At 69.4% G+C, this 13185-nt stretch carries 10 protein-coding genes, 1 pseudogene and 1 riboswitch; of the genes and pseudogenes, 5 read left to right on the top strand and 6 right to left on the bottom strand.

The window, feature by feature from the left end; all coding sequences use genetic code 11:
* Position 1: 1 nt before the first annotated feature.
* The 3 genes from ACIRB4_RS04685 to ACIRB4_RS04675 all read right to left on the bottom strand — a co-directional run bounded on the left by ACIRB4_RS04685 (position 2) and on the right by ACIRB4_RS04675 (position 3351).
* Positions 2-871: a carbohydrate ABC transporter permease gene (locus ACIRB4_RS04685; RefSeq protein ID WP_403288401.1), complete on the bottom strand. Its 870-nt coding sequence runs from the start codon at positions 869-871 to the stop codon at positions 2-4.
* The gene (locus ACIRB4_RS04680; RefSeq protein WP_403288399.1) at positions 868-1860 is read right to left on the bottom strand and encodes a carbohydrate ABC transporter permease; all 993 of its coding nucleotides are present in this window, start codon (positions 1858-1860) and stop codon (positions 868-870) included. Before ACIRB4_RS04680 ends, ACIRB4_RS04685 begins: the two co-directional genes overlap by 4 nt.
* Positions 1861-2070: 210 nt before the next feature.
* Entirely contained in the window at positions 2071-3351 is a 1281-nt protein-coding gene (locus tag ACIRB4_RS04675) for an extracellular solute-binding protein (protein ID WP_403288398.1), read from the bottom strand.
* 287 nt (positions 3352-3638) lie between these two features.
* Between ACIRB4_RS04675 and ACIRB4_RS04670 the strand changes: the two genes are divergently transcribed.
* From ACIRB4_RS04670 to ACIRB4_RS04650, 5 genes are all read left to right on the top strand, one after another.
* Positions 3639-4403, top strand: a complete 765-nt coding sequence (locus ACIRB4_RS04670) for a GntR family transcriptional regulator (protein ID WP_403288397.1) — start codon at positions 3639-3641, stop codon at positions 4401-4403.
* 200 nt (positions 4404-4603) lie between these two features.
* Positions 4604-6841: a carbon starvation CstA family protein gene (locus ACIRB4_RS04665; RefSeq protein ID WP_403288396.1), complete on the top strand. Its 2238-nt coding sequence runs from the start codon at positions 4604-4606 to the stop codon at positions 6839-6841.
* A complete protein-coding gene (locus ACIRB4_RS04660) occupies positions 6838-7059 on the top strand; it encodes a YbdD/YjiX family protein (RefSeq protein WP_403288395.1) in 222 nt (73 codons plus the stop codon). Before ACIRB4_RS04665 ends, ACIRB4_RS04660 begins: the two co-directional genes overlap by 4 nt.
* 172 nt (positions 7060-7231) lie before the next feature.
* A riboswitch (cobalamin riboswitch) is annotated at positions 7232-7372 on the top strand.
* Between the two features lie 132 nt (positions 7373-7504).
* A complete protein-coding gene (locus ACIRB4_RS04655; RefSeq protein ID WP_403288394.1) occupies positions 7505-9853 on the top strand; it encodes a ribonucleoside-diphosphate reductase subunit alpha in 2349 nt (782 codons plus the stop codon).
* A complete protein-coding gene (locus tag ACIRB4_RS04650) occupies positions 9853-10863 on the top strand; it encodes a ribonucleotide-diphosphate reductase subunit beta (protein ID WP_403288393.1) in 1011 nt (336 codons plus the stop codon). Before ACIRB4_RS04655 ends, ACIRB4_RS04650 begins: the two co-directional genes overlap by 1 nt.
* Before the next feature lie 56 nt (positions 10864-10919).
* Here the strand turns inward: ACIRB4_RS04650 and ACIRB4_RS04645 are convergent.
* The 3 genes and pseudogenes from ACIRB4_RS04645 to ACIRB4_RS04635 form a co-directional block, all read right to left on the bottom strand.
* Positions 10920-11298 (bottom strand): annotated as a pseudogene (locus tag ACIRB4_RS04645) (UTRA domain-containing protein); the annotation flags it as partial.
* Between the two features lie 212 nt (positions 11299-11510).
* Positions 11511-12140 carry a peptide deformylase gene (gene def, locus ACIRB4_RS04640; RefSeq protein WP_403288392.1) on the bottom strand — a complete coding sequence of 210 codons (630 nt, stop codon included), beginning with the start codon at positions 12138-12140 and terminating at the stop codon, positions 11511-11513.
* Positions 12141-12200: 60 nt separating this feature from the next.
* Positions 12201-13181 (bottom strand): hypothetical protein, encoded by a 981-nt coding sequence (locus ACIRB4_RS04635; RefSeq protein WP_318103157.1) that lies wholly within the window; start codon positions 13179-13181, stop codon positions 12201-12203.
* Positions 13182-13185 lie beyond the last annotated feature (4 nt).

Genomic DNA, 13185 nt, shown 5'->3' with positions numbered 1-13185 from the left:
GTTATCCCTTCACCGCGCCCGCGGTCAGTCCCGCGGCCATCTTGCGCTGGACAAGGAGGAAGAGGATCACGATGGGGACGGCCATCATGGTGGAGCCGGCCATCATCGGGGCGTACTCGGTGCCGTTCTTCGTGATGAAGTTGGAGAGCCAGACGGTGGCCGTCTGGTTCTGCTGGCTCATCAGCATCAGCGCGTAGAGGTACTCGTTCCACGCCTGGATGAAGCCGTACACGGACGTGGCGACCATGCCCGGCGCGAGCAGGGGGAAGACGACCCGGACGAACGCACCGGTGCGGGTGCAGCCGTCGACCTGGGCGGCTTCCTCCAGCTCCTTGGGGATGTTCACGATGAAGCCGCGCAGGGTCCACACCGTGAAGGGGAGGATGAAGGTGAGATAGGTGATGATCAGGCCGCTGATCCTGTCGTACTGACCGAGATCGTTGAGCATCAGGAAGACGGGGATGATCATCGCGACGAGCGGGATCATCTGGACCGCGAGGATGCCGACGATCACGATCTTGCGGCCGCGGAAGGCGAACCGGGAGATGGCGAGGGCCGCCAGCATCCCGACGACGATGCCGATGACGACGACCGTGGCCGAGACGACCAGGCTGCGCCCGACCGGCCCCCAGAAGTCCGCGATCTCCAGGGCGCGCTTGAAGTTCTCCAGCGTGAAGGTGGAGGGGAAGAAGTGCGGGTTCGGGTCGATGGCGTCCTTGGCCGGCTTGAGGGCCGTGTTCACCATCCAGTAGACCGGGAAGCCGACGACGACGAAGACGAGCAGCCCGAGCAGGTTCCAGCCGAGCTTGGACCGGCGGGGGCGGGTGACGCCGGGGGCCGGGGCGGCCGGGGCCGGGGTGGTCGTGGTCACTCCACCTCTCCGATCTTGAGCATCTGGCGCATGTAGACGGCGACGACGCCCAGCAGCAGCGCGACCGTGACGAGGGCGATGGCGGAGCCGGTGCCGTAGTCGTTGACGACGAACGCCTTGTCGAACGAGTACGTGGTGAGGAGCTGGAACTCGGCCTCGGGGTGGCCGTTGCGCATGACGTAGACCTGGGGGAAGACGCCCATGTCCCAGATGACCGAGAGCGTCGTCAGCATGACGATGATCGGCTTGAGGATCGGCAGGGTGACGAACCGGAAGACGCCCCAGGCCCCGGCGCCGTCGAGGCGGGCGGCCTCTACGAGCTCCTTGGGCACCTGTGTCAGACCGGCGCTCAGGGTGATCACGACGAAGGGCACGGCGCCCCAGACGACGAGGAGCACGATCACGGCGAGGCCCTGCGGGCCGCTGGCGAACCAGTTGTGGCCGATCATGTCCACGCCGGGCAGCTTGTCCAGCAGCCAGTTGAGCACGCCGTAGTCGGCGTCGAAGAGCCATTTGAAGATGGCGGTCGCGACGATGATGGGCATGCCCCAGCTCGCCACGAGCACGATGTTGATCAGCGCCTTGACCCAGCCGGAGACCTTCTGCAGCAGCAGCGCGATCATCATGCCGAGCACCATGGTGAGGATCACCGCGCCGCCCGCGAAGATCACGGTCCGCAGGACCACGGCCCAGAACTCGCCGTCGGACAGGATCGTGGCGAAGTTGGCGAAGCCGGCCGACTCCGCCTCCTGGAAGCCCCAGAGCTGCGGCTGGCCGAAGCGCTGGAAGGAGAGGGTGACCAGGCGCACGAGCGGATAGCCGAGCACCAGGAGCAGGACGAGCAGGCAGGGCGCGAGCAGGAGCCAGGGGATCCCGCCTCCGCCGCCGGTGGGCTTCTTCCCCGGCCTCGGGGCACCGGCCCGCGGGCCGGATGGTGGCGATTGCCGCACCGGCGGCACCTTCGCGGTGGTTGTGTCTGCGGCACTCATCCCGTGCTCCTCAGCGATCCCTCTCGTGCATACGGGAAGCAGGGCCCCGCGGCCCCTTTTTCGAGGCTCGGTTCTCCTCCGGGGCGCTCTCACCGTGCGTCGACGGTCGACCGTGCTCGGGCCGCTCGTTCCTCGCGGCCCTCCGCGCGCTCTCCCTTTCGACACCCGGGCGCCCCTTCGGCTGACTCGCCAGGGGGCCCTGCTCCTAGGTCACTTGGTGTTGATGACCTTGTCGATCGCGGCGTCCGCCTCCTTGGCGGCGGCCTCGACCGACTTCTTGCCGTTGGCGATGTCGATGAGCATCGTCTTGAGGGTCTGGGCCTTCTCGACCTGGCCCCAGCCGGGAGCGGTCGGGACGAACCAGCTCGACTCGGCCGCGGTGGCCGGGACGGCGGTCGCCGGGTCGGACTTCAACGGGGCGAGGTCCGCCTTGTTGTTGGGCAGGTTGCCCTTGGCGACGAGGCCCTTCTGGCCCTCGGCGCCGGTGAAGGCGGCGATCCACTCGGCCGCGACGCCCTGCGCCTTGGACTTGACCGGGATGGCCAGGTCCGAGCCGCCGAGGAAGACGGGGAGGTTCTTGCCCGACGGGCCGGGCATCACAAAGTTCTCGAGCTTGTCCTTCAGCCCGCCGACCTTGTCGGTCTTCGGGTCGGCGGCGGTGGCGCCCTCCCACCCGGCGGCGAACATCGTGGCGGCGTTGCCCTGGCCGAAGACGACCGGGCGGTCGGACTCGTCCTTGGTCTTGTCGCCGTGCATGTACTTGTCGACGATGTTCTTGTACTCGTTGAGGCCCTTGAGGGACTCGGGCGAGGACAGGTTCGCCTTCCAGGTCTCGCCGTTCTGCTCGGCGATGGAGCCGCCGGCGTCGTAGACGAAGGACATCGCGGCGTACCAGTCGGGCGACGGCTGGTACCAGGCGCTGAACTTGTCGCCCTTCTTCTTCTGGATGGCGTCGAGCGCGGCGGTCAGCTCGGCCCAGGTCTTCGGGGCGGCCTTGACGCCCGCCTCGGCGGCGATGTCCTTGCGCCAGGTGCCCACGCGGCCACCGGCGTAGTAGGGGACGCCGTAGGTCTTGCCGTTGTAGGTGACCGAGTCCTTGAGCGCGTCGAGCCACTTGTCGGAGTTCTCGAACTTCGACGCGTCGACCTCGGCGAAGGCGCCCTTGGCCATGTAGCTGATCATCTCGGTGTTGCCCATCTCGACAACATCCGGGGCCTTGTCCGTGGCGAGTACGGCGTCGAGCTTGGTGTTCTTGTCCGGCCAGCCGTAGTACTCGTGGTTGATCTTGATGCCCGGGTGCTTCTTCGTCACAGCGTCGTCGGCGGCCTTGACCAGCTCGGGCCAGTTGTTCTGGGCGTCGACCGTCAGCCAGACGGTGATCTCCTTGACGTCGCCCCCGGCCGAGTCCCCACCCTTGCCGGAACCGCCGCACGCCGCGATGCTGATCATCATGCCCGCGACGCCGATCGCCGCGATGAGCTTGCGCTTCACGCCACCCTCCTCAGGGATGCCTGCAACCCCTGCCCGCCGCGCGAAGACATACGCCGAGTAACGCTCGTTTGGGGCTGGGAGCTGGTCTTTAATGGTTTAGACCAGTACCGGGAGCTTGGCCTAGACCTTTAGGGGTGTCAAGGGTGTATAAGAAGGGCAGTCGCGTCCGTTATCGGACCGACACCTGAGGGAGGGCGACGACCCGTGACCGGTCCGTGCCACCATGTGAGCCGCGACAGACGGAGGAGCCGGTGACGGCAGCAGCACAGGAGTCGGGAAGGCGGAGCATGGCCACGGACCCGGGCAGCACGGAGACGGAGGGCGGTGCCGCCACCCGTACCGCGCGCGTGCCCAAGTACTACCGACTGAAGCGGCACTTGCTCGACATGACGGAGACCCTGCCGCCCGGCACGCCCGTCCCGCCGGAGCGCACCCTCGCCGCCGAGTTCGACACCTCACGCACCACCGTGCGCCAGGCCCTCCAGGAGCTGGTCGTCGAGGGCCGCCTCGAACGCATCCAGGGCAAGGGCACGTTCGTGGCCAAGCCCAAGGTCTCCCAGGCGCTGCAGCTCACCTCCTACACCGAGGACATGCGGGCCCAGGGCCTGGAGCCCACCTCGCAGCTGCTCGACATCGGTTACGTCACCGCCGACGACACCCTCGCCGGACTGCTCGACATCGCGGCGGGCGGGCGGGTGCTGCGGATCGAGCGGCTGCGCCTCGCCAGCGGCGAGCCGATGGCGATCGAGACCACGCACCTGTCCGCCAAGCGCTTCCCCGCGCTGCGCCGTTCGCTGGTGAAGTACACCTCGCTCTACACCGCGCTCGCCGAGGTGTACGACGTGCACCTCGCGGAGGCCGAGGAGACGATCGAGACCTCGCTGGCCACCCCGCGCGAGGCCGGTCTGCTCGGTACGGACGTGGGCCTGCCGATGCTGATGCTCTCCCGGCACTCGCTGGACGCCCAGGGGGAGCCCGTGGAGTGGGTGCGTTCGGTCTACCGCGGCGACCGGTACAAGTTCGTCGCACGGCTCAAGCGCCCCAACGGCTGAGACCCACCTGCCGAACACCCCCGAACGCCCCCGAAAGGCCCCGCGGAGCACCCTCCGCGGGGCCTTCGGCGTTCCCCGCCGGGCAGTTGAGCGGAAAAGCGTTGCCGTACCGATATGCGGACGGGGGGTGACGCTGCGCGAAGCCAGCGCCTAGATTTCCTGCGCATTACACGGTGATCAGTGAGGGGACGGTTGCAGCAATGCCAGAGCCGGAAGCAACACCCGATACAGGGCGAAAAGGCCTCACTCCCAAGTCCATCGCCATCTGGTCGCTCGTCGCCCTGGTGGGCGCGGCGGGCTGGGCCGTACTCGCGCTCTCCCGCGGTGAGGACGTCTCCGCCGCCTGGATGCTCGCGGCCGCGCTCGGCTCGTACGCGATCGCCTACCGCTTCTACGCCCGGTTCATCGCACGGCGCGTACTGAAGGTCGACAAGACACGGGCCACTCCCGCCGAGCGCCTCGACAACGGTGTCGACTTCCACCCGACCGACCGCAGGGTGCTCTTCGGACACCACTTCGCGGCGGTCGCCGGCGCGGGCCCGCTGGTCGGCCCGGTGCTCGCCGCGCAGATGGGCTATCTGCCGGGCACCATCTGGATCATCGTCGGCGTCATCTTCGCCGGCGCCGTCCAGGACATGGTGACGCTGTTCTTCTCCACCCGGCGCAACGGCCGGTCGCTGGGCCAGATGGCCCGTGACGAGATCGGCCCGTTCGGTGGCGCCGCCGCGCTGATCGCGGTCTTCGCCATCATGATCATCCTGCTCGCGGTGCTGGCCCTGGTCATCGTCAACGCCCTCGCCCACTCCCCGTGGGGCGTCTTCTCCATCGGCATGACGATCCCGATCGCCCTGCTGATGGGCGTCTACCTGCGCGTCCTGCGCCCGGGCCGGGTCACCGAGGTCTCGGTCATCGGCGTGGCGCTGCTGCTGCTCGCCATCGTCGCGGGCGGCTGGGTCGCCGAGTCGTCCTGGGCCGACACCTTCACCCTCGAACCGGGCACCCTGGTCATCTGGATGATCGTGTACGGCTTCCTGGCCTCCGTGCTCCCGGTCTGGATGCTGCTCGCGCCCCGCGACTACCTGTCGACCTTCATGAAGGTCGGCACCATCGTCTTCCTCGCGCTCGGCGTGGTCATCGCCCTGCCGACCATGAAGATGGACGCCGTCACGGACTTCGCGACGCGCGGCGACGGTCCCGTCTTCGCCGGCTCGATGTTCCCGTTCGTCTTCATCACCATCGCCTGCGGCGCGCTCTCCGGCTTCCACTCCCTGGTCTCCTCGGGCACCACCCCGAAGATGATCCAGAAGGAGACGCAGGTCCGGATGATCGGCTACGGGGCCATGCTCACCGAGTCGTTCGTCGCCATCATGGCGATGATCACCGCGTGCATCATCGACCCGGGTCTGTACTTCGCCATCAACTCCCCCGCCGGAGTCGTCGGCACCACGGTCCAGTCAGCCTCCGAGGCCGTCGCCAACCTGGGCTTCACCATCACCCCCGAGGCGCTGGCCCAGGCGGCCAAGGACGTCGAGGAGGCGAGCCTGCTCTCGCGTACCGGCGGCGCCCCGACCTTCGCGCTCGGCATGTCGGAGATCTTCTCCGCCGTCATCGGCGGTACCGCGATGAAGGCCTTCTGGTACCACTTCGCGATCATGTTCGAGGCTCTGTTCATCCTCACGACCGTGGACGCGGGAACCCGCGTCGGCCGGTTCATGCTCCAGGACATGCTGGGCAACGTCTACAAGCCGTTCCGCCAGGTCAGCTGGAAGCCGGGCGTCTGGTTCGCCAGCGCGGTCGTCGTCGGCGGCTGGGGCTACTTCCTCTGGGTCGGCGTGCACGACCCGCTGGGCGGTATCAACCAGCTGTTCCCGCTGTTCGGCATCGCCAACCAGCTGCTCGCCGCCGTGGCGCTGGCCGTCTGCACCACGCTGCTCATCAAGTCCGGTCGCCTGAAGTGGGCCTGGGTCACCGGCGTCCCGCTCGCCTGGGACGTCGCCGTCACCCTGACCGCGAGCTGGCAGAAGATCTTCTCCGAGGACCCGAGGGTCGGCTTCTTCGCCCAGCGGGACAAGTACCAGGCGGGCATCGACGCCGACAAGGTGCTCCCGCCCGCCAAGTCGATCGACGACATGCACACCGTCGTCACCAACTCCACCGTGGACGGCGTGCTGTCCGCGCTGTTCGCGATCCTCATCATCGTGGTGATCGCCGACGCGGGCCGGGTCTGCTTCAAGGCGATCAGGAACCCGGAGGGCGTCCGGCTCTCCGAGGCGCCGCACACCGAGTCGAAACTCGTCGCGCCCGCCGGCATGTTCCCCACGAAGGAGGAGAAGGCGGAGCTGGTGGCCGCCGGACTCGGCGCCGGAGGCGGCATGCGTAAGGAGAGCGCACCGGGCGAGCCGCGGGGTGACGTGCCGACCGGGACCGGCTCGGCATGAGCACGAGCACGGCGAACACGGTCCGCCATCTGCGGCGCGCGGTGCACGCGATCCGCTGGTACGTGCGGGAGCTGTCCGGCGAGGCCGTCTACGACCGGTACGTCGCCCACGCCAGAAGCTGCGACCCGGACGCCGAGGTGATGACCCGGCGGGAGTTCGAGCGCAGCCGCACCGACGCGCGGGAAGCCGATCCGCGCGAGGGGTTCCGCTGCTGCTGAGCCCTCACCGGCCGTCCGACGGGCCGCCGCCTTCCCCCCTCCCGGGGAGGCGGCGGCCCGCTATGTGAGGCCCCCGGCGAACTCACCGCGCGCGTCTCCCCGACGACGGACACCTCGGCTTCGGCGAGGAGCTCCGACACCCAACGCCACTACATGTGGGGGGTGCTTCGAGAAGCGCCCCCCACATGTATGCTCGTGCTCGCTGTCGCCGCAGGGGAATCCGGTGGAAATCCGGAACTGTCCCGCAACGGTGTGTTGGCGTGCTTTTGCGCTCCTTCGAGTCCGAACACCTGCCGACAGTGCGCCCGGTCCGTCCGTTCCGGGTGCCAGAGTCGTCCGGGCCTCGCGGAGTGGGCCGGTGGACACGGAGCGCGCCCGCGTACGGGTGCGCCTGCCGTCCGCCTCCCCGTCGCCGCCCCCCGGGCCGAGCGAGGGAGAGCCCCACGTGACCATCGCGCCAGCCGATCCGGCCGCGGCGATCGAGAGCGACGGACCCGGGACGCTGCTGCTCCGGACCCTGACCGACCTCACCGCCGACCTCCCCGACACCGACCCGGGCAAGGTCGCCGCCGCGGCGCTGCGCGGCCGCAACGCCGCCTCGGACGAGGCGGAGCTGCGGGAGCTGGCCACCGAGGCGGCCGCCGGTCTGATCGCCGAGGACCCGGCGTACTCCCGGCTCGCGGCCCGGCTGCTGACCCGGACCATCGCGGAGGAGGCCGCCGGGCAGGGCGCGGTGGCGTTCTCGGCGTCGGTGGCGGTGGGGCACCGGGAGGGTCTGATCGCGGACCGTACGGCCGCGTTCGTGGCCGCCCACGCGGACCGGATGGACGCGCTGATCGACCCGGCCGCCGACGACCGGTTCGGCTACTTCGGGCTGCGGACGCTGTACTCGCGCTATCTGCTCCGGCACCCGATCACCCGCAAGGTGATCGAGACGCCCCAGCACTTCATGCTGCGGGTCGCGGCCGGGCTGGCCGAGGACGATTCCGTACGGGCGCTGGACGAGGTCGCGGCGCTGTACGGGCTGATGAGCCGGCTCGACTACCTCCCCTCCTCCCCCACGCTGTTCAACTCCGGCACCCGCCACCCGCAGATGTCGTCGTGCTATCTGCTCGACTCGCCGCTGGACGAGCTGGACTCCATCTACGACCGCTACCACCAGGTCGCCCGGCTCTCCAAGCACGCCGGCGGCATCGGTCTTTCGTACTCCCGCATCCGCGCCCGCGGTTCGCTGATCCGCGGCACCAACGGGCACTCCAACGGCATCGTGCCGTTCCTGAAGACCCTGGACGCCTCCGTCGCCGCCGTGAACCAGGGCGGGCGCCGCAAGGGCGCGGCCGCCGTCTACCTGGAGACCTGGCACGCGGACATCGAGGAGTTCCTGGAGCTGCGCGACAACACCGGTGAGGACCAGCGGCGTACGCACAACCTCAACCTGGCGCACTGGATCCCCGACGAGTTCATGCGCCGGGTGAACGCCGACGCCGAGTGGTCGCTGTTCTCCCCCGCCGACGTGCCCGAGCTGGTCGACCTGTGGGGCGACGAGTTCGACGCCGCCTACCGCGCCGCCGAGTCCAGGGGCCTGGCCCGCAAGACCATGCCGGCCCGCGACCTGTACGGCCGGATGATGCGCACGCTGGCCCAGACCGGCAACGGCTGGATGACCTTCAAGGACGCCTCGAACCGGACCGCCAACCAGACGGCGGAGCCGGGCCACACGGTCCACTCCTCCAACCTCTGCACGGAGATCCTGGAGGTGACGGACGACGGCGAGACGGCCGTCTGCAACCTCGGTTCGGTCAACCTGGGCGCCTTCGTGACCGGCGGTGACATCGACTGGGAGCGGCTCGACGCGACCGTCCGTACGGCCGTCACCTTCCTCGACCGGGTCGTGGACATCAACTTCTACCCGACCGAGCAGGCCGGGCGCTCCAACGCCAAGTGGCGGCCTGTGGGCCTGGGCGCGATGGGCCTCCAGGACGTCTTCTTCCAGCTGAAGCTGCCCTTCGACTCGCCCGAGGCACGCGCCCTGTCGACGCGGATCGCCGAGCGGATCATGCTCGCCGCGTACGAGGCATCCGCCGACCTCGCCGAGCGCAACGGCCCCCTCCCGGCCTGGGAGAAGACCCGCACCGCCCGGGGCGTCCTGCACCCCGACCACTACGACGTGGAGCTGAACTGGCCCGAGCGCTGGGCCGCCCTGCGCGAGCGGATCGCGGCGGTCGGCATGCGCAACAGCCTTCTGCTCGCCATCGCGCCGACCGCGACGATCGCCTCGATCGCGGGCGTGTACGAGTGCATCGAGCCGCAGGTCTCCAACCTCTTCAAGCGCGAGACGCTCTCCGGCGAGTTCCTCCAGGTCAACTCCTACCTGGTGGACGAGCTGAAGCGGCTCGGCGTGTGGGACGCGCAGACCCGTGAGGCGCTGCGCGAGTCCAACGGCTCGGTGGCCGGCTTCACCTGGGTCCCGGCCGAGGTGCGCGAGCTGTACCGGACGGCGTGGGAGATCCCGCAGCGCGGCCTCATCGACATGGCGGCGGCCCGCACCCCGTTCCTGGACCAGTCGCAGTCCCTGAACCTGTTCCTGGAGACGCCGACGATCGGCAAGCTGTCGTCCATGTACGCGTACGCCTGGAAGCAGGGCCTGAAGACGACGTACTACCTGCGCTCCCGCCCGGCGACCCGGATCGCCCGCGCCGCCCAGGCCGCCGCCCCGATTCCCGTACAGGCGACGCCGGAAGACGCCGTCGCCTGCTCCCTCGAAAACCCCGAGTCCTGCGAGGCCTGCCAGTAATGTCCGTTGACAAGAACCTGCTCGACCCGGGCTTCGAGCTGACCCTGCGTCCGATGCGCTACCCGGACTTCTACGAGCGCTACCGGGACGCGATCAAGAACACCTGGACCGTGGAGGAGGTCGACCTCCACTCGGACGTCGCCGACCTCGCCAAGCTGACACCGGGCGAGCAGCACATGATCGGCCGGCTGGTGGCGTTCTTCGCGACCGGTGACTCGATCGTCGCCAACAACCTCGTGCTGACGCTCTACAAGCACATCAACTCCCCCGAAGCGCGGCTGTACCTCTCGCGCCAGCTGTTCGAGGAGGCCGTGCACGTCCAGTTCTACCTGACGCTGCTCGACACCTACCTGCCCGACCCGGAGGACCGCACCGCCGCGTTCGCCGCCGTCGAGAACATCCCCTCCATCCGCGAGAAGGCGCAGTTCTGCTTCCGCTGGATGGACTCGGTGGAGAAGATCGAGCGTCTGGAGACGAAGGCCGACCGCCGCCGCTTCCTGCTCAACCTGATCTGCTTCGCCGCCTGCATCGAGGGCCTGTTCTTCTACGGCGCCTTCGCGTACGTGTACTGGTTCCGCTCGCGCGGCCTGCTGCACGGCCTGGCCACCGGCACCAACTGGGTGTTCCGGGACGAGACGATGCACATGAACTTCGCCTTCGAGGTCGTGGACACCGTCCGCAAGGAGGAGCCGGACCTCTTCGACGACGCGCTCCGGCAGCAGGTCACGGACATGCTGAAGGAGGCCGTGGAGGCGGAGCTGCAGTTCGGCCGGGACCTGTGCGGCGACGGACTGCCGGGCATGAACACCGAGTCGATGCGCGAATACCTCCAGTGCGTCGCCGACCAGCGGCTCACCCGCCTCGGCTTCGCCCCGGTGTACGGCTCGGAGAACCCGTTCGCGTTCATGGAGCTCCAGGGCGTCCAGGAACTGACGAACTTCTTCGAGCGCCGCCCGTCGGCCTACCAGGTCGCGGTCGAGGGCTCGGTGGACCTGGACGAGGACTTCTGAGGCACCACTGCATGCCGGCCACGTCCCCCATCTCGTGCGACGGGGGACGTGGCCTCAGGCACTGAAATCGAGACCCGGTCGACGCTGAGCCGCGGCGGGAAGCCCAAGGCGGCCAGGAGCGTCGGGGTGCCGCCCTTGATCTTGCGTCTCTCCATGAGAGCGGTGGAGCGGGCAATACTCAAGGGGTAGTAGGACAGCACGAGTTCCGCCGGTTCGTCGTCGATGGACAGCACCTGACTGCGCAGCAGTGCCGTTTCGCCACGCCCGAGACCCAAGGCGGCAGACGTCGGCCGGAGGCTGCGCCTCGGCCACTTCCAGCAGGGTGCTGTGGGGCCGTGCGCCGAGCCGCGCGGCCTCGGTGAGCCACCGGTACGGCTTCCCGGAAGGGGCCGGGGCCATGAAGGCGGAGGGGCGTATGGTCCGCTGCCGATGCTCCCCAAGGTGGTCGTCACCCATGGCACTGGCACGGCAACGACGGGCATGAGCTGTTCCAGCTCAGCGGCGTGCCGGCGGCGCCGGCCGCGCACAGTACTCGCGCGGCTCGTGCTCGGTACGTCGTTCAACGCGCCGGACCTCTTCTGGTACGCGATCGGCGCGGCGGTCGGATGGGCCGGCCACCGCGCCGTGCGGACGCGAAGCGGCTCGCGTCAGTCGTTCGGGACGGTCTCGTAGCGCGGCGTGCCCTCGGCCATCTGCCGGAGGGCGTCCTTGCGGTCGCGCTTGGAGAGGCGGTCGATGTAGAGGTAGCCGTAGAGGTGGTCCGTCTCGTGCTGCAGGCAGCGGGCGAAGTAGCCGGTGCCGCGGACCTTGATCGGGTTGCCCTTGGCGTCCTGGCCGTGCACCTCGGCGTAGTCCGGGCGCGCCAGCGAGGCGTACGCGGTGGGGACGGAGAGGCAGCCCTCGTTGGAGTCGTCGAGGACGCGGCGGTCGGCCGGCAGGTCCTGGAGGACCGGGTTGACCACGACACCGGTGTGCCGCACACCGTCGTCGTCCGGGCAGTCGTAGACGAAGACCTTGAGGTCCACACCGATCTGGTTGGCGGCCAGGCCCACGCCCTCGGCCGCCTTCTGGCTGGCGAACATGTCGTCGATCAGCGCCGCGAGCTTGTCGTCGAACTCGGTGACGTCCTTGCACTCCTTGTGGAGCACCGGGTTGCCGACGACCGTGATCGGGCGTGCGGTGCCGCGCTCACGGTGGGCGAGCTCACGCGCCTCGCAGTCCTCCGTGTCCACGACGAACCCGTCGTTGATCTGCTCGTCCGTCTCCTGCTGCGCCATGTCGCTTCTGCGCCTTCCTCAAAACCCCAGCGATGGTCGCGTACAGCCTACGGGCAATGGTCAGCAGACCTCTTCGAGATCCCGCCACTCACGGCTGTCCGGGCTGTCCGCGACCCAGCCGTCGAGGAGCCCGCGGACCAGGCCGGCGGGGGCCGCGATACCGCACTCGCGTTCGGGAACCCACAGCTCGCCGGGTGAGCGGTGCCCGAGCGGGCCGGGGTGGCCCGGTTCGCTGTGGTCGTGCGGGTCGAGGTGCTCGCCCTCGCCCTCGGCGCTGGGCATGGTCGACTCGGAGCAGGCGCGGCAGAGCAGCCGCACCGAGGAGGACCAGTCCTCGGCGGCGAATCCGGCGTCGGCGGCGAGCTGCTCCAGGGCGTCCCGGTCGGCCTCGGTCGCGGCCTCCAGGAGGACCACCCAGGTGGGGACGGGCGAGGGCGCCCACAGCTCGATCTCGTCGAAGACGGGGTAGGAGGGCCCCGCGGTGGTGGTCCGCTCGCCGTTGGGCACGCCGTCGTGGAGGACGACCTCGCCCCAGCGCCGCCCGGACGACGGCAGCGGGATGGAGAGCACCTCGATCCGGGCCGGGTCGAGCCTGCGGCCCCACACGACCTCGGCCTCGCCCTCGGGCGAGAGCCGTACGGCCGCGCTGCCCAGCTCCATTCCGGCGGGCTCGCCCGTACCGGCGGAGGCGCCGGGCACCTTCAGTCCGTAGGCCTGCCAGGCGCGGCGCGCCAGCGGCCAGTCCTGGAGCGCGGTGGCGGCGATGCCGACGTTCCACCAGTCGGGAGCGCCGGTCTCCTTGTCGAGCAGCGCGACGGCGCGCAGCCCGGCGGCCCTGGCCTGTTCCCAGTCGTGCCGGAACTTGTGCAGCAGGGCCAGGTTGAACCAGGACTCCGAGAGCCAGGGCTCCAGGTCCGCCGCGCGCGTCAGCAGCGCGCCCGCGTCCTCGTACCGGCCGTCACCGATCAGCGTGAACGCGCGGTCGGTGGCCTGCCGCCACGAGGCGGAGGGCCGATGCCGTACCTTCCCGAAGATCCTCACGATT

The organism is Streptomyces sp. NPDC093600, assembly GCF_044764755.1.
GTDB lineage: Bacteria > Actinomycetota > Actinomycetes > Streptomycetales > Streptomycetaceae > Streptomyces.
Note: the sequence above shows the minus strand (reverse complement) of the source record. Positions and strands in the feature narration are given on the sequence as shown.

Bases quoted from the DNA above. Each gene is read 5' to 3' on its own strand.
- ACIRB4_RS04680 (WP_403288399.1), bottom strand. From the start codon at position 1,860: ATGAGTGCCGCAGACACAACCACCGCGAAGGTGCCGCCGGTGCGGCAA.
- ACIRB4_RS04670 (WP_403288397.1), top strand. From the start codon at position 3,639: ATGGCCACGGACCCGGGCAGCACGGAGACGGAGGGCGGTGCCGCCACC.
- ACIRB4_RS04665 (WP_403288396.1), top strand. From the start codon at position 4,604: ATGCCAGAGCCGGAAGCAACACCCGATACAGGGCGAAAAGGCCTCACT.
- ACIRB4_RS04660 (WP_403288395.1), top strand. From the start codon at position 6,838: ATGAGCACGAGCACGGCGAACACGGTCCGCCATCTGCGGCGCGCGGTG.
- ACIRB4_RS04650 (WP_403288393.1), top strand. From the start codon at position 9,853: ATGTCCGTTGACAAGAACCTGCTCGACCCGGGCTTCGAGCTGACCCTG.
- def (WP_403288392.1), bottom strand. From the start codon at position 12,140: ATGGCGCAGCAGGAGACGGACGAGCAGATCAACGACGGGTTCGTCGTG.